Raw genomic sequence first — 22,136 nt, 5'->3', positions numbered from 1 at the left:
TTTATTGATTTAGATTCTAAAGTAGTGGCGGACAGAGAGGGATTTGAACCCTCGAGCCCCGGTTAGAAGCTGCACCCTTAGCAGGGGTGTGGTTTCGGCCACTCACCCATCTGTCCACAAAAAGAAATCGCATTATACATAACTAATCTAATAATGGGCTTAAATTAGCTTAGCTCGCAGAATTTATCACCGCGCGGAATTTTGAGCCGGCGGCACAAAGAGCTATAACGAGTCAAAACACTCGGCGTAGATAATTTATACTTGCTTACATAGCTTCTGCGAAACTTAAAACTTACGCGAGCTTTTAAAGTCTATGCGAGCAAAAAATTTACGTCCATGCGTTATTTTGCGGCGAAATTTTAAAATTTTAAATTTTTCTAGGGCGCGAATTTTAAAATCCGGCTTACAAACAAAATTTCAAAACCCCGTGCAAGTGCAAAATTTTAGAATTTAGGGTTTTACGATCTGCGTAATTCTAAAATTTTAAGCATAGTTAAGCTTTAAAATTTCGAAAATTTCAAAGCTTAAAAATTTCAATAATTTTGGTTGCGAGGATCTTAAAATTTGGAATTTTTTTAAAATTCTAAATTTTAAGATTGAAGACACTCTAAGATTACGCAAATATAAAAGCCTTAAAAATTCTAAGAATTCCAAAGGCTAGAAATTTTAAAATTTTAATATCAATCAGATTCTAAAACCCCATTAGCTAAAGCGTTTAAAATTCCAAGAATTCCAAATATGTGCGATTTATTCGCCTAGAGCTTTGTCGATGAGCTTGACGTCTTCGCTTGCGCTGCCGTCGATGACTAGGGCTTGATCGCCGCCACTTACAGCGCTTTTTCCATTAAATTTTGCGCCCACTTCGATGCCGAAGCTTTGCGATAGCACGTCGCCTACGAGCACACCGCCGCCTAGCAGCTCGACGAGCTCGGCTTCGATATTGCCGAAAAATTTGCCGCTGATTACGATATGTTTGGCCCTAATCGAGCCGCGCGCGGTACCATTTTTACCGATGACGACGGTATTATCGGAGATCACGTCGCCTTCGACATTGCCGTCGATATGCAAAATGCACGACAGGTGCAGCTCTCCTTTGATGAGCGTGCCTGACGAGATTATTGTTGTTTGAGCGGTGTTTGCATCGCCTTTATTAAAGATTGCCATGGGACATCTTCCTCCTTAGTAAAAATTTCTTTGTAATTTTTTTCGTTCCAGTTGATGAAATTTAGCGGATCTAACGGCAGCTGCAAAAACCTAATCTCGTAGTGCAGATGAGGTCCGGTGCTAAGCCCGGTGTTGCCGCTAAAAGCGATGAGATCGCCTTTGTTTACAAACTCGCCTACTTTGCGAGTTAAATTTGAATCCAAATGCGCATATCGTGTCGTAAAGCCGTAATTATGTCGGATCTCGACTAGATTGCCGTAGCCCGTAGCACCCGCGCCGCTGTATTGGATGATACCGTCTGCAGGCGCGTAGATAGGCGTTTTAGGCGGCGTACGTAGATCAACGCCTGGGTGGAATTGCTTGCGCTTTAAGATAGGATGGTTGCGCCAGCCGAATTTCTCGCTGAGCTGATGAGTGCGCATGACCCTGCCGTTTGGGATCTGCATAAAAATTTCTTTGATCAGTGCGTCGGAGAATTTTTCGTTGATGATCTTTTGCGCACGCTCTTTGATCTCTTGTTCGGAAGTAGGTTTGATGTGAGATAGGCGGTCGATCGCGCGCTCATCCTCCTCAGGATCAAGCCCAAACTGATGCTCCAAATCCGAAATTTTACCCTCGATGGCTTCAAATTCCATCTGACTTGCCGCGATACCGTCGCGAAGTTTTTGATTTAGCTCGTTAAGCTCGGTTTTGGTTCGCGAAAGGCTATCGATTTTAGAGCCCAGATACCTGATATATAGCGCACCCGTGACGAAAACGGTAAAAACAAATAGCACCAAATATAACGCGATCTTTTTGATGATTTGCGAAAGCAAAAAATTCCTAGAGCCGTTAAGGTCGGTTATAGTTATCATAAATTTGTTTTTCATAATGCGGCATTATAATGCAGCATAGCTGAAATTTCAAAAAAATTGTAGATAAATTTAAAAGCCATTTAATTTTAAAATTTCACTAAAAGATAAAATTTATTACTTAGTATAATTATAATTTAAGTAAATCTTGCTATAATTACAGCAATTTTAAATAAAGGAGACACAATGTCAAAAACAGTAAAACAATTAAACAAACTTCAGGCGGACGCTCATGCGTTCTTTGTTGCATTCCACGATTATCACTGGAATGTTAAAGGCTTGCAATTCGCGCAGGTTCACGCTTACACCGAGAAAGCATATGACGAGATGGGCGAGCTTTTCGACGATATGGCTGAGCGCGCGCTTCAAATAGGTGGCAAGGCCGTAACTAAGGCTAAGGATCTAATTGAGCTTTCAAAAGACGCTCCGATTAGCGTAAAAGATAGCTATAGCGTATCTGAGGTACTTGAGGATGTTAAAAAAGCCTACGAGTATTTGGTAAAAGAATTTAAAAAGCTTCAAGAGATTGCTGAGGAGGAGGGCGACGATACGACTTCAAATATTGCGCAGGATCACTATGGCGATTATGAAAAACGCCTATGGATGCTAAGCTCAATGCTAAGCAAATAATCCTTGCAAATCCTTTCAAAATTATTAGGGGCATATGCCCCTAAAATCCATTAAAGTTAATATTGAAATTTCAAAAAATTTTAAAATTCTAAGATTACATTTTCACGCTAAAATTTTAAATTATGCTTGAAAACTGAAGCTAAATCGCTCATTCAAAGCAAAATTCATGTAGGTTTTAAATTTCATATCATCGAAATCTAACTCATTCGCCATGTAAAATCATAACTCTTTTTATAAAGCTCGGTTTCATTTAAAATTTTGCCGCGTTGTTAAAATTTCCTTGCCGATTTCAAATTTCGTAGCCGTAAAAATTCTAAGAGCTAAGGCTTTGCAGCTCAAGAATGGTATTTGCTAAGAGATCGTCTGTGATAAATTTGTATTTCTTTTTAGCGTCTGATGATAAATTTTTACTTGTAGTTTTACTATTTTGATTATTTTTAAAACCTCGGTGCTTATAAATGAAGCGGAATTTTAAAAATTTCAAAGAATTTCGCAAATTCCGCAAAATTTTGCAATTTCACGGAATTTTGATTTTAATAGAATTTGGTTCGAGCCTTAAAAATTCTCTTCAGTATTGTGGTCACTGACATTGTCCCACGGCAGCTTCATTCCGCCCAGGATATGAAAGTGCAGATGCATCACCTCCTGACCCCCATTTTCGCCACAGTTGCAAACGAGACGGTATCCGCTCTTATCAAGCCCCATTTTGCGAGTTACTTCTTGGATAAAAGCGCTCATTTTGCTCATCACTTCAGGCGGCGTTACTTGGAAGTTTTCGTAGCATTTCTTAGGGATCGCCAGGATATGGATTGGCGCTTTTGGGTTGATGTCGTGGAAAGCCAAAAATTCATCGTTCTCTAACACTTTGTTACACGGGATTTCGCCGTTTACGATCTTTTCGAAGACGTTCATTTTAGATCCTTTTATGAGGTTTAAATTTAGCCGCGATTATAGCCAAAAAATCCAAACACGCAAATTTACCTAGCTTTTATCAAATTTTAACTACAATCGCGCCATTAATTTAACCACAAGGATAGAATTTGCAAGAGATTAAAGCAAAAATAGACGCCGCATCGAGCTTAAGCGAGCTGGAAGCCGTGCGCTTGGAGCTTTTCGGCAAAAAAGGCATCATAACGGCGCTTTTTTCCGAGCTCAAATCCGCAGCGCCCGAGCAGAAAAAAGAGCTTGCCGTAAGCGCGAATGAAAAGCGCGATTATTTCAGCGAGCTCATCGCCGCAAAAAAGGCGAGCCTGGAAGAGGCAGAGCAAAAAGAGGCGATGAAAAATGAAGCGAGCGACGTCACGCTTTTTAACGAAAATGTAAGCTGCGGCGCGCTGCATCCGGTGATGGAGACGATGGATAAGATCATAGATTACTTCATCGCGCAAAATTTCAGCGTCGAAAGCGGTCCGCTCATCGAGGACGACTTTCATAATTTCGAGGCGCTAAATTTACCCAAATACCACCCGGCGCGCGATATGCAAGATACGTTTTATCTAAATGACGGGCGGCTGCTACGCACGCACACCAGCGGCGTTCAGATCCGCACGATGGAGAAATTTAAAGCTCCGCCGGTGCGTATGATCGCCCCGGGCGCGGTCTTTCGCCGCGATATGGATCTAACCCACACGCCGATGTTTCATCAAGTAGAAGGCCTCGTAGTCGAGCAGGGAGACCGCGTGAGCTTTGCAAATTTAAAATACGTTTTAGAGGAATTTTTGCGCTATATGTTTGGAGACGTAAAGGTGCGCTTCCGCCCGAGCTTCTTTCCGTTTACGGAGCCAAGCACCGAGGTCGATATCAGCTGTATTTTCTGCCACGGCGAGGGATGCCGCGTCTGTAAGCAGACGGGCTGGCTCGAGGTGTTAGGCAGCGGCGTGGTCGATCCTAACGTCTTTAAAGCAGTAGGCTGGAAAAACGTCAGCGGATACGCATTCGGGCTCGGCGTGGAGAGATTTGCGATGCTGCTACATGGTATCCCCGATCTGCGCTCGCTATTTGAAGGTGATATTAGATTATTGGAGCAGTTTAAATGATAATAACGAGAAATTGGTTGCAGGAGTGGATCGATATAAGCGAAATTTCAAGCGAAAGGCTGCTTTCTACGCTAAATTCCATCGGTCTGGAGGTTGACGCTCACAATAAAATTTCGCTTCCTAAAGGCGTCGTAGTAGGACTCGTAAAAAGCAAGCGTCGTCACGAGAATTCTGATCATCTCAATGTCTGCGAGGTTGATGTCGGTAAGCAGAGCTTGCAGATCGTCTGCGGCGCGAAAAATGTTGAGGCAGGGCAATATGTCGCAGTTAGCCTGATCGGCGCCGTGCTGCCTAACGGCCTTGAGATCAAGCCCGCCAAACTTCGCGGCGTGGAGAGCTTTGGCATGATCTGTTCGGCAATCGAGCTTGGGCTTGCCAAGACGAATGACGGCATTATGGTGCTTGATAGCAGTATCGGCGAGCTCGTGCTGGGCAAGGAGCTGCGCGAGTATGAAATTTTTAACGACGATCTTATCGAGATCGAGCTTACCGCCAACCGCGGCGACTGCCTTAGCATCTTAGGCATAGCGCGCGATCTGGGCGCGGCACTTGATCTACCGCTAAAGGAAAAGCACGAGTTTGAAGATGCCGACGGAGCGCCTGGTATCGGTAGAATTCTAAGCGTGCGTGCAAGCGACGAGGTAAGCGCTAAATTTGCTTTTCGAGCTTACGAGATCAAAGGCGAGCTGAAGTTAAATTTAAAGCAGACCTTGCGTCTTGCAAGCGTTGGTATTTTGCAAAGCTGCGCGGTGCAAAATTTCATCAACTACGCTACTCATTCTACCGGAGTATTGCTGCGCGCTTATGATTTTGAAAAGATCGCTTCCGCAGATGGCAAAGTAGCGCTTGACATAAAGCCTATGCCAAACGGCGAGTTCGGCGTTTATGCGGGCAAGAGACTGCTTAGCGTAGCAGGGATTTGCCAAGACGCGGAGCTAAAGGCGTGTTGCAGTAGCAAAGTAGTGCTATTGGAGGCAAACTATACCGCGCCACTGATCATCGCTAAAGCAGTAAACGAAAACAAAGGCCTAAAAGGTGACGAGCATGTGTATCGCTCAAGCAGAGGCAGCGAGCCAAAGCTTAGGCTGGGGCTCGATCTGCTATTTAGATTGCTACTTAAAAATAAAGCCGTTAGCCTATATGCGGGCACACAAAAGATTTCAAACGCTTTGGAGCCGCTTATCGTGGGCTTTAGCGAAAAAGAGATAAACTCAATGATCGGCGCGCAAATTCCGCGCGATAAGATCGTAAAAATTTTAAAAAGGCTGGGCTTTGATGTAGGCGTCGAAGCCGATCTAATCACCGCCAAGGTACCGCCTTTCCGCCACGATATCGTAAATTCTCACGACGTGTGCGAGGAGATCGTACGTATCGTGGGCATCGACAATATCGCCGCCGCGCCGCTAAGCTTCTACGAAAAAAACCGCCTAAACGATACCTACGTAAATTTACAAAACGGGCGCAAGCTTCGCAGCAAGGCGGCAGCAGTGGGATTTTTCGAGTGCGTGCATTATGTATTTGACGACGGGAAAGCGCTAGAGAATTTAGGCTTTGCGCCGTGCAAGGTTAAAATTTTAAATCCGATAAACGGCGAGCTGGACGCGTTAAGACCGACGCTGATTAATCATCTGCTGGAGTCTGCTGAGCGAAATTTAAAGAATTCTCGCAGAAGCGTCAAGCTTTTTGAGCTAGGAGAGGTGTTTGATGCGGACGGCAAACAGAGTCTAAGACTGAGCTTTATCGCTAGCGGACTAAAGGCGGAGCCCTCTATCGCTGCCGGCGCAAAACCTGCCGCAGTCGATTTTTTGTATTTTGCAAATTTAATCCAAAGCGTCATCGGTAAATTTAACGTCAGGCTGCCTAGCGAAAATTTGAAATTTTTAAGCGAATTCGAGCAAGCTCAGATCGAGCAGAGTGGGCAGATAGTAGGCTTTATCGGGCGCGTGGATTACGCCGTAGAAGCGGGGCGCGATCTGGATAAAAGCTATCTGTGCGAGATCGATTTTTCAAAGCTTAAATTTAAAAATATCGTAGCGGACGCTTATTCGAAGTTTCCTAGCGTATCGCGCGATCTAAGTATTTTGGTGCCGAGCGGAATACGCTTCGAGCAGATTAAGCAGTGCATAGATTCCCTTAAAATCGAGGCGCTAAAGGAGCTTATCCCGAGCGATCTTTACGGCGACGAAAGCTTGGGCGATTCAAAGAGCCTGACGATCAGGCTTGTATTTCAAGACCTTCAAAAAACGCTCTGCGACGAGGAAGTCGCGGGCTTTACCGATAAAATTTTAGCCGCGCTTAGCAGCGAGTTGGGACTTGGACTGCGATGAGAATTTTTGCGCAAGCGGGCCCTTTGCGGGCGGAGATTTCAAATATTGCCGCGGATAAATCGATCTCGCACCGTGCGGCGATCTTTTCGCTGCTAGCGGAGGGGACGAGTAAAATTTCGAACTATCTAGCCGCCGAGGATACGCTAAATACGCTAAAGATTGTGGAGCTTTTGGGCGCTTGCGTGCAGCGCGATGCGGGCGAAATTTTAATCACTCCGCCGGAGGTTATCAAAGAGCCTAACGTTCCGCTTGATTGCGGCAACTCGGGCACTGCTATGCGGCTATTTATGGGCTTTTTAGCAGGACGCGAGGGTTTTTTCGTGCTGTGCGGCGATCGGTATCTAAGCGAGCGTCCGATGAGGCGCGTTGCGGATCCGCTTTGTAAGGTGGGCGCTAAAATTTACGGACGAGCAGGCGGCGAAAAGGCGCCGATTGCGGTGCTCGGGCAGAAGCTCGGATATTTTGAGTACGCGAGCAAAATCGCGTCCGCGCAGGTTAAGACCGCTCTTATTTTAGCGGCCTTACGCGGCAGCGGATGCAGGTTTAGCGAGCCCGAGCTTAGCCGCGATCATAGCGAGCGGATGCTAAAGGCAATGGGCGCGCAAATGTCGCAAAATGGTCTTGCGATCGAAGTCGCGCCGCTTAGCTCGCCGCTTAAACCGCTTGAAATTTTTATCCCAAACGATCCCAGTTCGGCGTTTTTCTTCGCGGTCGCCGCAGCGATAACCCCGGGTTCGCGCATAGTGCTAAAAAATATGCTGTTAAACAAAACTCGCATAGAGGCGTATGAAATTTTAAAACGCATGGGCGCCGAGGTTAAATTTAATAAAACGAGCGAAATTTACGAGCAGATCGGCGATATAGAGGTTGCTTACGCGCCGCTTCACGCCGTAGAGGTGAGCGAAAATATCTCGTGGCTGATAGACGAGGCGCCTGCGCTTGCGATCGCTTTTGCTTGCGCACAAGGAACTAGTGTGCTTCAAAACGCCGCCGAGCTGCGCGTAAAGGAGTGCGACCGCATAAAGGTAACCTGCGAAGGGCTTTGCGCCTGCGGCATCAAGGCGCGCGAGCTGCAGGACGGCTGGCAGATCGAAGGCGGCGAGGCGAACGCGGCGATCATCACGCCGTGCGGAGACCACCGCATCGCGATGAGTTTTGCGATTTTAGGCTTAAGATCTGGGATGATCATCGAGGATAGCGATTGTATCGCGACGTCGTTTCCGAACTTTGCCGCAATTTTAAGACAGATCGGAGCCGGCGTTGAAGATTGAGATGGCGAAAAGCTACGGCTTTTGCTTTGGCGTCAAGCGCGCGATCAAGATCGCAGAAAGCGCCGGCGAGGCCGCTACGATCGGCGAGCTTATACATAACGCCGAAGAGATCAACAGGCTAAGGCAAAATTTCGGCGTCAAAACCTTAGAAGGCGTTAGTGAGATCAAGGACGAGCAAAAGCTCATCATTCGCACGCACGGCATCCAAAAGGACGATCTGCAAAGATTAAAGGCGCAAAATAAAGAGCTCATCAACGCTACCTGCCCCTTCGTGACCAAGCCGCAGCAGATCGTAGAAAAGATGAGCGCGGAGGGCTATGATATCGTGATCTTCGGCGATAAAAATCATCCTGAGGTAAAGGGCGTGAAATCCTACGCAAAATCACGCGTATTCGTGATCATGGATACGAAGGAACTGCAAGACGTCAAGCTTGGACCTCGCGTCGCGCTCGTTTCGCAGACTACGAAAAAGATAGAAAGCTTTACCAAAATCGCGAATTTTTTGATGCAGCGTGCTAGGGAGCTGAGAATTTTTAATACGATTTGCAATGCGACGCTGGAGAATCAAGAGGCCGTAAAAAGCCTGTCGCAAAAGGCCGACGTGATGATAATCGTAGGCGGGAAAAATTCCTCCAACACCAAGCAGCTTTTTTTAATTTCGCAGAATTTTTGCAAAGACAGCTATCTCATAGAAAACGAAAGCGAGCTTGAGCGCTCGTGGTTTGAAAACAAAAGCCTCTGCGGCATCTCCGCAGGAGCCAGCACGCCTGATTGGATCATCAAAAAGGTAGTAGCGCGAATCGAAAATTTAACGCAGAATTTATAAGCCCTCTTATCAAATTTACTCTTAGAAATTTATCAAATCGAAAGCAAATTTTAGCTAGAATCGCGCATTTTAGTTCTTTTCAAAAAAGCACAAATAAATTTAAAGGAAGCATATGGCTGAGGTGAACGAGAAGGTTCAAAACCACGCAGAGGAAGATTTTGCGACATTGTTAGAGGAGTATGACACCGGGAAGTCTCGCGACGAGGTTGTCACAGGTAAGGTTATCGCCCTTAAGGACGGCGAGGTTTTCATAGACGTAGGCAGGAAGTCGGAGGGTATTTTAGATGCCGCCGAGGTTAGCGACGATCAAGGAAACCCGCAGGTTAATGTGGGAGATGACATCAAAGTCGCTATTATCGGAAGCAGAGGCGGTCGCCCGGTCGTATCGTATAAAAAGGCTCTAAAGAAGGAAAAAGTAAAGGCATTCATCGACTCCTATGATGAAAACGCAGAGAATGTCTATGACGTTAAAATTCTATCATTTAATAAGGGCGGTTTCGTTTGTGCTAACGCAGATGATGTGGAATTTTTTATGCCTCGCTCGCAAAGCGCGCTTAAAAACCCAAATGGCGCCGTCGGTAAAAATTTCAAGGTAAAGATCATTAAAGTTGATAGAGACGAACAAAGCATCGTAGTATCGCGCAAGAAGCTACTTGATGAGGATCGCAAAGCAAGCAAAGAGGCGATCGAGAAAGTAATCGCTACCGAGGGCATCATCGAAGGCGTCGTCAAAAAGATCACCACCTACGGTATGTTTGTAGACGTAGGCGGCGTGGACGGGCTCGTGCACTACAGCGAAATTTCATACAAAGGTCCTGTAAATCCAAGCTCGCTCTACAAAGAGGGCGATAAGGTTCCAGTTAAAGTTATCAAATACGACAACGATAAAAAGCATCTCTCCCTTTCGATCAAAGAGGCGATGCCCGATCCTTGGAACGAGATCAAAGATAGCCTGGAAGTGGGCGATACTATCCGCGTAAAAGTAAGTAATATCGAGCCTTACGGCGCGTTTGTCGATCTTGGCAACGACATCGAGGGCTTCTTGCATATTAGCGAAATTTCGTGGGATAAAAATATCAAAAATCCGAAAGATTTTATCAGCGAGGGTGAAGAGCTTGACGTTGAGGTCGTAGAGATCAACCCTAGCGAGCGTAGATTGCGCGTGAGCCTTAAAAATTTACTCACTAAGCCGTTTGACGAGTTCGTTGCTAAATACAAAGTGGGCGACGTGCTAAAAGGCAGCGTCACTACGATTACGAATTTCGGCGCGTTTGTAAGGATCGACGGCGTAGAGGGGCTTTTGCATAACGAAGACGCTTCGTGGGATCGCGGCGAGAAGTGCAAAAATTTATTCAAAGTAGGCGACGAGATCGAGGTTAAGATCATCAAGATCGACAAAGATACTCAAAAAATTTCTCTAAACCACAAAGAGCTCGGCGATAGCCCGATTAGCGAGTTTGCCAAGAGTCACAATCAAGGCGATGTCGTAAAAGGCAAGATCCGCGATATTAAAGAATTCGGAATTTTTGTCGAGCTCGGAGGCGGTATAGACGCGCTTATCCGCAAGGAAGATCTCGGCAACGTAAGCGTAGATAGCCTAAAAGTGGGCGATGAGATCGAGGCTGCGATCGCCTTCATCGACGAGAAGAAAAATAGAATCCGCCTAAGCGTGCGCAGGCTGGCTCATCAGAAGGAGCGCGAGGCGCTAAACGAAATCAATAGCAACGACGACGAGAAGCAAAGCCTAGGGGATCTGATCAAAGATCAACTAAATAAATAATTCCTCCCGCAAGGCATCACCGCCTTGCGGACCTACTTCAAAAGGTTAAATTTAATGAAAACTATCATAGTCTGCGACGCAATCCACAAAATCGGTTTTGATCTGCTTAAACAAGAATCGGACGTTAAAGTAATCGACGCTACGAGCGTGCCCAAGAGCGAGCTTTACGGAATTTTAGGTGATGTGGACATTGCGATCACCAGAAGCTCTACGGCGGTGGATGAGAAATTCCTTGGCGCAGGCACCAAGCTAAAAGCGATCGTGCGTGCGGGCGTGGGCGTAGATAACTGCGATATCGACGGCTGCTCCAAGCGCGGCATTATTTTGATGAACGTACCTACGGCAAATACCATCGCCGCGGTCGAAATGACTATGTGCCATCTGCTAAATGCAGCGCGCAAATATGTAAATTCCTGCAACGATCTTAAAATTAATAGAATTTGGAAGCGCGAGAAATGGTACGGCACCGAGCTTTATAAAAAGAGCCTCGGCATCATCGGCTTTGGGAATATCGGTTCGCGCGTGGGGGTGCGCGCGCTTGCGTTTGGAATGAACGTCATCGCCTATGATCCCTATATCGAGCCCGAAAAGGCAACGAAGCTCGGAGTAAAATATACGAAAAATTTTGATGAAATTTTATCTTGCGACTTCATCACGATCCATACGCCGAAAAATCAAGAGACGATAAATATGATCGATGAGCCGCAAATAGCGAAGATGAAGGACGGCGTGCGCCTAATAAACTGCGCTAGAGGCGGGCTGTATAATGAAAAAGCGCTCGCAAACAATCTACGCAGCGGCAAGATCGCGTATCTCGGCATCGACGTTTTCGACAAAGAGCCTGCGACCGATCACGAGCTTTTGGATATCGAAAATTTAAGCGCGACTCCGCATCTTGGAGCAAATACGCTCGAATCGCAAAGCAATATCGCCAGGGAAGCCGCGGAGCAGGCGATCAGCGCCGCGCGCGGCTTAAACTATCCAAACGCTTTAAATTTGCCGCTTAAGCTCGAGGATCTGCCGCGCGGTATCGAGCCGTATATAAATTTGGTCTCCAAAATGGCCTATCTTGCGGCGCAGATCAACAAAGGCCCGATCAAATCGATTCGCATCGAGGGCAGCGGCGAGGTGGTGCAGTATCTGAAATCGATGCTCGTTTTTGCCATCGTAGGCGCGCTGCATGATTCTTTGGGCGACTCGCTAAATTACGTCAACGCTAAATTTCTTGCGGATGAAAAGGGGATTGAGACGAGCTTTGGCGAGCTTGCGCGCAGTGTTTATAAAAGCGAGATCTCGGTTAAGGTCACGACCGACAAAGCGATCTCAAACGTCGCGGGTACCGTCTTTGACGGAAGCGAAGAGCGCATCGTAAATATCGGCGGATTTAAGACCGATTTTAAGCCGAAAGGCAAGATGATAATCTTCAAAAATACCGACGTGCCGGGCGTTATCAAATCCGTAAGCACGATCCTAGCCGACGAAAATATCAATATCGCGGATTTTCGCCTAGGCAGAGGCGAGGAGGGGGACGCTTTGGCGGTCATTTTGGTCGATTCCGAAGTGCAAAAAAGCACGCTTGATAAGCTGGCGGCGCTTCAAACCTGCCTAATGGTGCGCTACGCGGCGCTTTAATCCTTTTCCGCTTAGGAGGCGAAATTTTAAATTTCGCCTCATACAAATTCTTTATAATTTAAATTTACAATCCAGCCTACGATGGTGTTTTATGAGACGATGCAGGAACGCGTGGCGAGGATTTTGGCGGACTTGACGTACGTGCAGAGCCGGCGCTTGAGGTACGTTGCGGTATGCGCTAGGCAGATATGCTTTGGCTCGCGGCTTTTGTAAACGCCGCGTGCGCTTTAAATTTAACTCTCGTCTCAAGCTTGCTTTTAAATTTAAATTTCATCCTTGCATATCTACTTTTAAATTTCATCATCGCGGCGCCGCCGATTAAATTTTGCCGCTACCTAGGTTTAGCGCTCAAAGCACTGTGCCACGATACAAAACGCGGTTAAATTTTATTTATTAGACACGGCAAGGCGTTTTTGCTTCAAATTTATGCGCGGCAGGCGCTTCATCTCTCTAATCGTATCGCCCGTTTAAATTTCGGATAGCCGCCGAGAGATTGCGCCGTTGATTAAATTTAGGGCGGCTGTCGAGAAATTACACCGCTGATTAAATTTTACGTTTTGCCGAAATTATGCTTCGCCGAAAAATTCCGTCTAGCCTAAAATGAGCAGGTACAAAATTTCAGCCGCAATGCACCCTGCTAATTTGTGAGTTTAAATGTCTCGATTAGGCTTAAAATTTTGCGGATCTGCGTTTGGTATTCGCGCGCGAGCTCTATGCTAGCGGGTCTATCAAAAAGCGTATTTTCGAAAAGATCGGGCGCGCCTTTTAAAAATAGATATAAGCGCTCATCCATAAATACCGCGCTCAAGCTGAACTCGCCGCTCGTTTCGCGATTTATTTCGCGCAGACGCTCCATAAACGCGGGCGTTAGCAGATAGCGCGCTTCTACTTTGTCATCCGCAAACACGCGAAAATCGCGCATAAAATCCACATCGTCCATCATCTCTTTTTCGCCGAAGATCTTGGCGTTTAGCTCCCTGCTTACCACTATCGTTTTGCCCGAGGTTTTTTTCGCGAGCTCGCAGATCAGTACGTTGCCGTCAAAGTCCATATAGTTATCGTAGAATATTTTGATCAACATAATCGCCGCTATGAGCGGATTATCCGTTTTCATGTAAAACCTGCTATTGCTATGTACCTCGCTGAGGCTAAATTTAATCCCGCAGTGCACGCCCGTAATCCGATCCTCGCTTTTGATCCTAGATTTCCTATAAATTCTAAATTTTTGAAATTCCTCTTCTTGCATACCGGTATATGGATCATATTTTAAACCGGCATCTATATCGTTTATTACGGCGCGGACGAATATCTCTTTGTAAAATTTGTAGTAGCGAATTTCTGCTTCAGTTTCTTGACCGGCACAATGAAGAAGGAATATCCAAAAGATCTGAAGAAAAATTAAGGTACCTAAAATTTCGGCAATTTTTATCACAGGAGTATCTGCTTTAACGCCGTCTAGAGACATTATTGCGAATAGGACCGCAAAAAAGGCGGCTATACTGAGGTAGTAATATCTATTAAAAGCTCTAGCGCATGCTTTTTGTTCGGTTAAAGTCTGCGAAACGACATCTTGCAGAGCAGGCGACATATCTGTCCTTGATAAAAATTTCGCCCGTATTGTAGCAAAATTTAACGTGATTTATAAAGAGCGAATTCCGCCACTTAATGAATAGTCGGGATCGAAATTTAATTTACGCGGGTCCGTGCGGCGTAAAATTTTAAAATCTTACTCTTTGAAATTAGATCCGCACCGAATTGAAATTTAACGCATCGCATAAGCTTATATTTCACGCGAGCTGCTTTTTAAAATTTGCATCCGAAGCTTGCAATCACAGTATCCTGAGGGTGTCAGAGATGAAATACATAAAAACTCCGAGCCCGAACATCACGAAAAGCCCTGCAAATTCGACGTAAAGCTTCAAGCTTACGAGCCGCTTCGAGCTTAGCTCGTTTGCCTTCGCGCCGAAAAGTGCGGCTAAAAATATCACGACGCTCATTCCAAAACCGATGAAAAGCGCACTCGCGACGCTAAGCGCGAAGCTTCCGAGGCTGAAGGCAAGTACAAAAATTAGGATCGTGCCGGGGCAGGGCACGAGCGCCGCCGCAAGTGCGATAAGCCACTCTCGTCCTTTCTCGCCGCCGCCACTCGCGCCATTTTGCAGCGAGCGAGATGAGGTTTGGTTTTTTAAATTTGCAGAATTTAAAGCCTGTTTTTGCTCGTTTTGGCTAGGCGAGTTTTCTTCCGGGTTCTCATTTAAATTTAAATCGGAATTTGACTCTGCCGCTGTGGCGCCTAAATTTTTGGCATCCAAATACTGCGCGGATTCGCCGCTTTGAATATTAAATTTAGAAAATTTATAGCTCTTTGACGCTGCATGAGCGGAATCCCTAGCGTTTGTAAATGCCGTATTTTTTAAGCGGACGTCCGTCTCTGCGGTGTTTGCGGCGGAAGCGCAAGCGGCGCAGGAGCAGCCCGTATTGTGGTGGGCGCCCGATCTTACGCGGCGAGCTTTGTCGTAGATGATGAGCGCGGTTATGACGATGATCAGAAGCGCCGAAATTTTCGTGGTGATCGAGGCGGAGTTTGCAGAAACTATGCCTGCGACATTTTGCAGCACGAACATGCTCGCGCTTACCAAAACGAGCGCTCCTAGGACGTGTAGAAGCCCGATTTTAAGGGCAAATCCGAAGGCTTTGATGTAGCTGCCGCCATGGGCTAAGAAATAGCTCGCCGTTAGCAGCTTCGCGTGCCCTGGGCCTGCCGCGTGGAAAAAGCCGTATATGAAAGAAAGCGCCAAGACCCATAGGATGGTGCTTGCGCTTGCATGCTCGCTGCTTGCGCGAAACGCCGTTTTGAGGCTTTTCATAAAATCCATCGTCTTTTGCGCGACAAATCCCAGCGTAGCCTCTTTTTGTGGCTCGCTTGAAATCTCGTCGCTGTCGGATGTGGCGCCGTTTTTGCTCGCGCTATTTTGCGCTAAATTTAAAGAACTCTCCTCGGGCGGCGTCGCTAAATTTTGCGTAGAATGCGCGGAATTTAAAGAGTTATCTCGGATCGCAGCAAAATTTTCGCCCGCGCCTTTATCTGCAGGCGCCGTAGAATTTGCGGGGCCACCTTTTGCCTGCGCATCCTTTTTAGCGGCTTTATTAATCTGCGCGAGAGCATCCGAAGCGGCGATATTTTTTTGCGCCTCTACTGCAGCCTCCGAAACGATATCACCAACCGATCTTTGGTTTGATCTGCGCGCCGAGCTGGCATTAGGTTTTCCTTGCCCGCCTTGCGCAAGTTTATCCTCTGAGCCCGCAAGGCTCTGCTCGCTAGATGTAAGTTCGCTCTGCGTTAAATCGGAGTTCGGCGCGCCTGAAATTGGCGGCTTTTTATCTGCGATCTTTGGTTTTTCGCCGCTAAATTCTATAAAAGTGGTGGCTAAATTTGAATTAGGCTTCGCTACAAAGCCCTCGCCTAGATTAATGGGCTTGTCGTCAAGCATTTTGAAATTGAAAAATCCCTGATCGTCGTTAATGGAAATTTTAAGAACGCGGCCGTTTCGCAGCTCGAAGCCGACCTTTTGATCGAACTCAAACACGAGTCTGCCCTTTTTGACGAGGCTTATTGCGTTTTTAAAATTTCCCTTGATCTGCGTGCCTACGAGGTTGCTAAGCGCAGGCTTTGCGTTTTTTGGCGCTTGATCGTAGAATTCCGCCTCGCAAAGATAGTTTTTGGGGGTTAGATAATCGGTCATCGCCTTAGTTATCTCGGCAAGCTCGCTATTTTCAAGCTTGCCGTTGGAATTTATATCGTAGGTCTGCATTATGACGTCGGTAAAATTTTGAGAGAAAAGCCACGAAAAATGCAGACTCACGATCTTGCCGTCTTGTGCGACGGGAGTGATGCTAACGTGCGCAGTGGGCGTGTATAGGGCGCACAGAGCGCACGCAAATATCCGCGAGTTAAAGATCGCGGATAAAAGTAAAATTTTAATAAATTTCATCAACTACAAATTTTCTCCGAAAACGTCGATCGTCTTTTTCATCGTCTCGTACCAATCTAGCGGCAGCTGATCGATCTCCATCACCTTTGCGCCTGTTTGTGCGGCGATAGTTTGCGCTGCCTTTTTGGAAAACTGCGGTGCGACGAAAATCACCTTGATCTTTTCCTCTTTGGCTTCCTCGATTAGCTCGGCTAAATCCGCAGGCTTAGGCTCTTTGCCCTCCACTTCGACTGCGATCTGCTCCAGGTCGTATCGGTGTGCAAAATAGCCCCAAGACGGATGATAAACCATAAATTTCTTTCCCTTGACGCCCGCTAATTTCTGCTTTGCGTAAGCGTCTAGCTCGTCAAGCTTTTTAGCAAATTTATCGAAATTTGCTTCATAAATTTTAGCATCCTTAGGATACTGTTTGGTTAACGCGTCTTTAATATTTTTAGCTTGAATTTTTACAAGCTGCGGATCGAGCCAGATATGTGGGTCTAAACCGCCGTGATGATGATGATGCTCGTGCGCCTCGTAGTCTTTGTCGCCATGCTCATGATGCGCGTCATGATCGTGATCATCGTGATGTGCGCTATGATCATGTTCGTCGTGATGGTGATGCTCTGCCATAGCCATTTTGGTGATGCCATCTTCGGTGCGGATTATCTTCATCTTTGGATACGATGCGGCAAGCTTTGGTAGCCAGACTTCATCGAATTCTATACCGACTGCAAAATACAGATCGCTATTTTCTAGCATTTTCATCTCCGAAGGCTTAGGCTCGTATGTGTGCGGATCGGCGCCTTTGCCGACCATCGTATTTACCTGCAGAGTATCGCCTGCGATCTGTTCAACAAAATACTTCGTAGGAAGTATGGTCGTGGTGACCGTAGGTTTGGCGAATGCTACGCAACTAGCTGCTAAAAGCGTGAAAACAAGCTTTTTCATAAAATTCCTTTCCAAAAAAATTGCGGAAGTATATCAAAAGCAACTTAGTTGCAACTTAATATAAATTTATCTAAATTTCGCTATCATCGCTTAAATTTTAAAAAAGGCGTAAAATGGATCCCAAAGATTTTTTAGCGAGTCACGATATCGCTCCTACGGCGCTTAGAGTGCAGATCGTGCAGATCCTAAGCGAGAAAAAATGCCCGGTAAGCTACGATGAACTAGTAGAACTAACGGGCGCTAATAAAACCACAATATATCGCAATATAGCGCTTTTGGAAGAGAAAAATTTGATAATCACCAGCGAAAATAATCATAAAAGCTTTTATGAGCTCACCGATGGCGCCAAAGCGTATTTTGTCTGCGAAAACTGCCATAAAATGGAGGAGATTTCGATGCCTACTTTGCCACAAAAAAATGTCAAAAGCGTGCTCGTGCGAGGATTGTGCGAGAAATGCGGCGGCTGAGGCGGGAAATTTAATCAAAAGCGCTCAAGGAAATTTAGCTAAAACGCAAGGGCAAAATTTAACCGATTTTTAACCGATTTTTATAAAACAAACGATATAATCCGAGCGTTTCATATTTTAAAAGGGAAAAATTCAGTGAATAAAAACGATACGATAAAAGCAATAGAGAAGTTTGTAAGTTCTCAAGAAATGACGATGTTTCGCCTGAAAAAGGGTATCTACGGCGATGCTATGAAAAACCTGGATCAGGTTTTTACGCCGTATAAGGAGTTTGCCGAGTTTTTCAAAAATCCCGCAAATAGACTGCAGGAGCTATTAGGCAACATCGCGTACGAATCGATTTTAAACTACACTGAAGCAGGGCTATCGCACTGCGAGAAGATTCACTCGATCTATTTTGTGGAATCCAAAGGATTTTTCAAAAGTGGGCTAAAGTATATCGAGCCTGATGCGACCGCGAGAGAAAGAGCCAAGAGTTATTACGACAAATTGCTGGAAAATAATGAGAAGCTTAACGAATATATCGATATCGGCTTGCAAAGGCTACATGGCTTAGAAGCGAAGGTTTTCGAGTAGACCAGGTTGGCTTTGGGATTTGATTTGCGCGGCGAAATTCTATCTCAAATCCTTAGCGCTTAAAATTCTATGATTAAATTTCACACCTTTTACAGATTTCACTTATACTATTTAATTCCGCGTTAACGCCGCTTTTAATTGCACATATGGTAATAGAGCGGCTTGAGCAATTCCGTGGCGACAGGCATTATCCGATACGATCAAAGAAATAATCTAAATTTTAAAGCTCAACGAAGTGGGTTAAAATAAGCAAGCTTGGCTAAATTCCGTGGAGCGACCAAAGAAAGTTCTAACATAAACTAGTGCTTAGTTAGAGTCTGCGAATTTGAAATTTCGCGGCCAGCGCGAACGGGAATTTAAAATTCTAGCGCCACTTTAGATTTCTGCGAAATGTGGAATTTTAAAAATAGGTATTGCGCCTGCAACAAGCAAAACGCAAGATTTGAAATTTACTAGAAAATGCTCACTGCGAAATAAAATTTAAGAGCCAGGCTGCAAGGCGACACAGCGTAAATTTTAATTTACTCTGTAGCGCAAAAGTGCATTCAGCAAGAGATATTTTCGGAAACAGAAGGGGCGGTAACGAGCCGAGATGAGTTATATTTATCATGCTAATATTGCATTATAGATATCTACAGTTATGTAGCCGATGCGTAAAAATTATTTAGCGGTGTCAATATGGAGAAGCGTGCGGGGTAGATTTTAACTCGTTTTAGCACGCTGTTTTAATATCTCTATCATGCGAGGCAAATTTAAGCGGTTAAACTTATTGAGATTAGAAAATTCTAAACACGGATTAAAGCTTAGCGGCGAAATTAGCCTTGCTAGCACTCTGCTGCATCTTAATTTCGCCGCAAGCAGCTTTATTTATCTGCCTTTTCGGCTTTATATTGCGCTAGCAGGGTGCCTAGCTCATCTTTTATGCGAAGCTTTTCTTTCTTCATCGCATCGATCTCCAGATCGCTCATATGCACTCTGCCGGCTTGTGCGTCGGCGATCTTGTGATCCAGCTCGTCGTGCTTCTCAAAAAGCGAATCAAATCGCGCGTTTTTGCCTTTTAACTCAGTGATTAAATCTCTGTATTCATGAAACATGCCTACTCCTTTGAAAAATTTATTTAAGTATATCAATAAAGCGCTTAAAACCTAATTTTAGCTATCAAATTTAGACTGAATTTCACGCATGAGATTCCAAATTTTAAGAGGTAAAATTTTAGCCTTTAAAAATTTAAAACAGGCAATTTTAAATGATAAAATCTTAAGAGCATAGCTCTAAAACCCTGCCATGATTTGCTATTTTCGAGACGAGATTTTTATCATGAAGCGAGCTGTGAATCTTTATGATCTATAATCGGCGTTTATTTTTACGTAGTCGTAGCTAAGATCGCAGCCGTATGCGCTAAACTCGCCATCTCCGAGCCCTAAATCGCACCAGATCGTAAAGCTTTTTTGTTGCATTACGGCGTGAGCCGCGGCCTCGCGAGCGGCGTCCAGTTCGCGATTTTGCGCGTCATAAAGCAGCACGTCGTCGTATTTAATACGCAGCTTTTCTTCATCGCATTCGATACCGCAGGCGCCTATGGTCGAGGCTATGCGACCCCAATTCGGGTCTTCGCCGAAGATCGCCGTTTTAACAAGCGGCGAATTACTTAGCGCCTTTGCCGCCCTGCGGGCATCCTGGGCGTTTGCGCCGCCGCTTACCCTAAATCGCACCAGCTTGGTTGCGCCCTCGCCGTCTTTTACCAGCATCAGCGCAAGCTCGCGCGTCAGAGCGTTTAGCGCGGAGGCGAAAGCATTCTTTTCGTAGGCGCATTTGGCGCTGCTGCAGAGCATAATCGTATCGTTAGTAGAGGTGTCGCCGTCGACGCTTACGGTGTTGAAGCTCTGCTCCGCTGCTTTTTTTAGCAGCTCGTCCATATCAGCGCGCGGGATTTTTGCGTCGGTTAGGACAAAACAGAGCATAGTCGCAAGCGCAGGATTGATCATACCTGCGCCCTTGCAAACGGCTGCGATGTGAAATTTCTCGCCGTTTTCTAAAGAAATTTCATACGCAAGTTCCTTTTTTATCGTATCGGTAGTCATAATGGCGGTGGCTAGGGCATCCGAGTTTCGCGCCGAGAAGTTAAAATTTTGCACGGCGGCGATAATTTTTTCCTTTTTGAGGCGGTATCCGATAACGCCGGTGGAGCTCATGACGGGGTTTATCAGAGCGATTTTTTTGCCAAGCTCGCTAAAAATTTCATCGATGTCCGCGACGCCTTGCTCCCCGGTCATAGAGTTTGCGTTTTTAGAATTTACTAGGATAAAATTTGTTTTAAGCTCTCCACCCGCGCTCTCTTGCGCCATTTTGAAATGCCTAATCGGCGCAGCTTGAAATTTATTGCTCGTAAAGATCGCGCTTACGACAAAGGGCTCGTCCGCACGGATAAATCCCAGATCGTTCCCCTCTTTTTTAAAGCCCGAATTTACGCCGTCAAAATAAAAGCCCTCGACATTCTTCAAACCGCCCTCAAGCTTAGTTATTTTAAACATATCTCATCTCCTGCGGCTTGTATTTGCTGCGGATGAGCTTTTTGGTGTTGCGGATGCCCTCTGCCGTGCCGATGACTAAAAATTTCACCCCAGTACCGATGAGGTAGTCGCCATCTGGCATCGGGATAAAGCGACTGTTGGGCTCTTTGATTCCCACGACGTCGGCGTTTGTAAAATCGCGCAAGCGAGTTTCTTTTAGACGCTTGAAGCGGATCCACGAAAAATCGGGCACCGTGATCTCCTCGATATCGATGAGTGAGTCTTTTTTATACAAAAACCGCTCCAAAATGTTTTCCATATCGGGGCGCACGCTGATTGCAGAGAGCCTTTGTGCGGCGAGTTTGGATGGTGAGACGATAGAATTTGCGCCGAGTTTTTTTAGCCTTTCGGTGTCGCTGTCATCATCGCTATTTGCCATGATGAAGTAGGGGGTGATGCGACCAAGCTCCTTTTCGTATAGGCGCACGAGCGAGATTATTGCGATATTATCGGCTAAATTTGGACTTAGCGTGATGACGGATTTTGCAGATGATAGATGCGCTTTTAGCATTGTAGTTTCTACATGCGGCTCGCCTACGATGAAATATGGATAGCGGTTTTCTTCGGCGATTTTGGCTAGAGCGGGATCGGGGTCGATCACGACAAAAGGTAGATGATTCTCGCGAAACTGCTTGGCAAGCTCGGCGCAGTAGATGTTGTTATAACATATAATGTAGTGGTTTTTGAGCCTTGCGATGTTGTTGATCATTCGTTGCTCCCTAAGTAAATTTTGAAGTTTGCCGTTTTTTATGACCTCGACGACGACGCCCAGGCAAAACGAAAAGGTTCCAAAGCCCATGAGGATGAATAAGACGGTAAAAATTCTACCCGCGGGCGATATCGGCGCTACTTCGGTAAAGCCTACCGTCGTGAAGGTCATACCCGCCTGATAAAAGGCATCCACGAGCGAAAAGCCCGCTATAAAGACATAGCCTAATGTGCCGATTAGCATCATCAGCACGATGGTTATCAGTGGTAAGCGAAAAGGTCGTAGCTGGTCGTAAATTTCTGTGTAGAGGTTGATGTCCGGCTTAGTCGAGCCGGACCAGTCGAGGAATCGCTTGATCTTGTCCAAAACAGACAT

General features: G+C 45.8%; 19 protein-coding genes and 1 tRNA gene. 10 read left to right on the top strand and 10 right to left on the bottom strand.

The window, feature by feature from the left end; all coding sequences use genetic code 11:
• Nucleotides 1-25 precede the first annotated feature (25 nt).
• The 3 genes from Q0323_RS02835 to Q0323_RS02825 form a co-directional block, all read right to left on the bottom strand.
• Nucleotides 26-116: transfer RNA gene (locus tag Q0323_RS02835), tRNA-Ser, on the bottom strand.
• A 631-nt stretch (nt 117-747) separates the two neighbouring features.
• Nucleotides 748-1,164 (bottom strand): polymer-forming cytoskeletal protein, encoded by a 417-nt coding sequence (locus tag Q0323_RS02830; RefSeq protein WP_005873147.1) that lies wholly within the window; start codon nt 1,162-1,164, stop codon nt 748-750.
• Nucleotides 1,116-2,036: a M23 family metallopeptidase gene (locus tag Q0323_RS02825; protein WP_306528386.1), complete on the bottom strand. Its 921-nt coding sequence runs from the start codon at nt 2,034-2,036 to the stop codon at nt 1,116-1,118. The genes Q0323_RS02830 and Q0323_RS02825 overlap by 49 nt, the downstream gene beginning before the upstream one ends.
• A gap of 165 nt (nt 2,037-2,201) precedes the next feature.
• Between Q0323_RS02825 and Q0323_RS02820 the strand changes: the two genes are divergently transcribed.
• Complete coding sequence (locus Q0323_RS02820) at nt 2,202-2,645, top strand: DNA starvation/stationary phase protection protein (protein WP_297902213.1); 444 nt, start codon at nt 2,202-2,204, stop codon at nt 2,643-2,645.
• 555 nt (nt 2,646-3,200) lie between these two features.
• On the opposite strand, the gene Q0323_RS02815 is transcribed toward Q0323_RS02820, so the two are convergent.
• On the bottom strand, nt 3,201-3,557 hold the full coding sequence (locus tag Q0323_RS02815) for a histidine triad nucleotide-binding protein (RefSeq protein ID WP_298051279.1): 357 nt from the start codon (nt 3,555-3,557) through the stop codon (nt 3,201-3,203).
• Between the two features lie 128 nt (nt 3,558-3,685).
• On the opposite strand from Q0323_RS02815, the gene pheS reads away from it, so the two are divergent.
• The 7 genes from pheS (at nt 3,686) to Q0323_RS02780 (ending at nt 12,900) form a co-directional block, all read left to right on the top strand.
• Nucleotides 3,686-4,681: a phenylalanine--tRNA ligase subunit alpha gene (gene pheS, locus Q0323_RS02810; RefSeq protein WP_297902218.1), complete on the top strand. Its 996-nt coding sequence runs from the start codon at nt 3,686-3,688 to the stop codon at nt 4,679-4,681.
• Entirely contained in the window at nt 4,678-7,008 is a 2,331-nt protein-coding gene (gene pheT / locus Q0323_RS02805) for a phenylalanine--tRNA ligase subunit beta (RefSeq protein WP_298051277.1), read from the top strand. Before pheS ends, pheT begins: the two co-directional genes overlap by 4 nt.
• Entirely contained in the window at nt 7,005-8,279 is a 1,275-nt protein-coding gene (gene aroA / locus Q0323_RS02800; RefSeq protein WP_298051274.1) for a 3-phosphoshikimate 1-carboxyvinyltransferase, read from the top strand. Before pheT ends, aroA begins: the two co-directional genes overlap by 4 nt.
• Nucleotides 8,269-9,105: a 4-hydroxy-3-methylbut-2-enyl diphosphate reductase gene (locus tag Q0323_RS02795; RefSeq protein ID WP_298051271.1), complete on the top strand. Its 837-nt coding sequence runs from the start codon at nt 8,269-8,271 to the stop codon at nt 9,103-9,105. Before aroA ends, Q0323_RS02795 begins: the two co-directional genes overlap by 11 nt.
• Before the next feature lie 112 nt (nt 9,106-9,217).
• The gene (locus Q0323_RS02790) at nt 9,218-10,885 is read left to right on the top strand and encodes a 30S ribosomal protein S1 (RefSeq protein WP_298051269.1); all 1,668 of its coding nucleotides are present in this window, start codon (nt 9,218-9,220) and stop codon (nt 10,883-10,885) included.
• A 54-nt stretch (nt 10,886-10,939) separates the two neighbouring features.
• On the top strand, nt 10,940-12,517 hold the full coding sequence (serA, locus tag Q0323_RS02785) for a phosphoglycerate dehydrogenase (RefSeq protein ID WP_298051266.1): 1,578 nt from the start codon (nt 10,940-10,942) through the stop codon (nt 12,515-12,517).
• Between the two features lie 188 nt (nt 12,518-12,705).
• Nucleotides 12,706-12,900 (top strand): hypothetical protein, encoded by a 195-nt coding sequence (locus tag Q0323_RS02780; protein ID WP_298051264.1) that lies wholly within the window; start codon nt 12,706-12,708, stop codon nt 12,898-12,900.
• A gap of 254 nt (nt 12,901-13,154) precedes the next feature.
• Here the strand turns inward: Q0323_RS02780 and Q0323_RS02775 are convergent, their stop codons facing one another.
• The 3 genes from Q0323_RS02775 to Q0323_RS02765 all read right to left on the bottom strand — a co-directional run bounded on the left by Q0323_RS02775 (nt 13,155) and on the right by Q0323_RS02765 (nt 17,439).
• Complete coding sequence (locus tag Q0323_RS02775) at nt 13,155-14,105, bottom strand: DUF3137 domain-containing protein (RefSeq protein ID WP_298051262.1); 951 nt, start codon at nt 14,103-14,105, stop codon at nt 13,155-13,157.
• 241 nt (nt 14,106-14,346) lie between these two features.
• Nucleotides 14,347-16,509, bottom strand: coding sequence for a DUF1007 family protein (locus Q0323_RS02770; RefSeq protein ID WP_298051260.1), 2,163 nt, complete (start codon nt 16,507-16,509; stop codon nt 14,347-14,349).
• 3 nt (nt 16,510-16,512) lie between these two features.
• Complete coding sequence (locus Q0323_RS02765; RefSeq protein WP_298051258.1) at nt 16,513-17,439, bottom strand: zinc ABC transporter substrate-binding protein; 927 nt, start codon at nt 17,437-17,439, stop codon at nt 16,513-16,515.
• A gap of 113 nt (nt 17,440-17,552) precedes the next feature.
• Between Q0323_RS02765 and Q0323_RS02760 the strand changes: the two genes are divergently transcribed.
• Complete coding sequence (locus Q0323_RS02760) at nt 17,553-17,906, top strand: HTH domain-containing protein (protein WP_298051257.1); 354 nt, start codon at nt 17,553-17,555, stop codon at nt 17,904-17,906.
• Between the two features lie 135 nt (nt 17,907-18,041).
• Nucleotides 18,042-18,482 (top strand): hypothetical protein, encoded by a 441-nt coding sequence (locus tag Q0323_RS02755; RefSeq protein ID WP_005873131.1) that lies wholly within the window; start codon nt 18,042-18,044, stop codon nt 18,480-18,482.
• 863 nt (nt 18,483-19,345) lie between these two features.
• Here the strand turns inward: Q0323_RS02755 and Q0323_RS02750 are convergent.
• The 3 genes from Q0323_RS02750 to Q0323_RS02740 all read right to left on the bottom strand — a co-directional run bounded on the left by Q0323_RS02750 (nt 19,346) and on the right by Q0323_RS02740 (nt 22,136).
• Nucleotides 19,346-19,576, bottom strand: a complete 231-nt coding sequence (locus Q0323_RS02750; protein WP_177387402.1) for a YdcH family protein — start codon at nt 19,574-19,576, stop codon at nt 19,346-19,348.
• A gap of 243 nt (nt 19,577-19,819) precedes the next feature.
• Entirely contained in the window at nt 19,820-21,013 is a 1,194-nt protein-coding gene (gene argJ, locus Q0323_RS02745; protein ID WP_298051256.1) for a bifunctional glutamate N-acetyltransferase/amino-acid acetyltransferase ArgJ, read from the bottom strand.
• Nucleotides 21,006-22,136, bottom strand: a complete 1,131-nt coding sequence (locus Q0323_RS02740; RefSeq protein ID WP_177387602.1) for a potassium channel protein — start codon at nt 22,134-22,136, stop codon at nt 21,006-21,008. Before Q0323_RS02740 ends, argJ begins: the two co-directional genes overlap by 8 nt.

The organism is uncultured Campylobacter sp., from assembly GCF_938030145.1.
Lineage (GTDB): Bacteria > Campylobacterota > Campylobacteria > Campylobacterales > Campylobacteraceae > Campylobacter_B.
The sequence above is the reverse complement of the archived record's forward strand: the minus strand, read 5'-3'. Positions and strand labels throughout refer to the sequence as shown.

Bases quoted from the DNA above. Each gene is read 5' to 3' on its own strand.
- Q0323_RS02790 (WP_298051269.1), top strand. From the start codon at position 9,218: ATGGCTGAGGTGAACGAGAAGGTTCAAAACCACGCAGAGGAAGATTTT.
- Q0323_RS02740 (WP_177387602.1), bottom strand. From the start codon at position 22,136: ATGTCTGTTTTGGACAAGATCAAGCGATTCCTCGACTGGTCCGGCTCG.
- pheT (WP_298051277.1), top strand. From the start codon at position 4,678: ATGATAATAACGAGAAATTGGTTGCAGGAGTGGATCGATATAAGCGAA.
- aroA (WP_298051274.1), top strand. From the start codon at position 7,005: ATGAGAATTTTTGCGCAAGCGGGCCCTTTGCGGGCGGAGATTTCAAAT.
- Q0323_RS02830 (WP_005873147.1), bottom strand. From the start codon at position 1,164: ATGGCAATCTTTAATAAAGGCGATGCAAACACCGCTCAAACAACAATA.
- Q0323_RS02760 (WP_298051257.1), top strand. From the start codon at position 17,553: ATGGATCCCAAAGATTTTTTAGCGAGTCACGATATCGCTCCTACGGCG.
- Q0323_RS02815 (WP_298051279.1), bottom strand. From the start codon at position 3,557: ATGAACGTCTTCGAAAAGATCGTAAACGGCGAAATCCCGTGTAACAAA.
- Q0323_RS02780 (WP_298051264.1), top strand. From the start codon at position 12,706: ATGCTTTGGCTCGCGGCTTTTGTAAACGCCGCGTGCGCTTTAAATTTA.
- Q0323_RS02750 (WP_177387402.1), bottom strand. From the start codon at position 19,576: ATGTTTCATGAATACAGAGATTTAATCACTGAGTTAAAAGGCAAAAAC.
- serA (WP_298051266.1), top strand. From the start codon at position 10,940: ATGAAAACTATCATAGTCTGCGACGCAATCCACAAAATCGGTTTTGAT.
- argJ (WP_298051256.1), bottom strand. From the start codon at position 21,013: ATGTTTAAAATAACTAAGCTTGAGGGCGGTTTGAAGAATGTCGAGGGC.
- Q0323_RS02770 (WP_298051260.1), bottom strand. From the start codon at position 16,509: ATGAAATTTATTAAAATTTTACTTTTATCCGCGATCTTTAACTCGCGG.
- Q0323_RS02820 (WP_297902213.1), top strand. From the start codon at position 2,202: ATGTCAAAAACAGTAAAACAATTAAACAAACTTCAGGCGGACGCTCAT.
- Q0323_RS02765 (WP_298051258.1), bottom strand. From the start codon at position 17,439: ATGAAAAAGCTTGTTTTCACGCTTTTAGCAGCTAGTTGCGTAGCATTC.
- Q0323_RS02775 (WP_298051262.1), bottom strand. From the start codon at position 14,105: ATGTCGCCTGCTCTGCAAGATGTCGTTTCGCAGACTTTAACCGAACAA.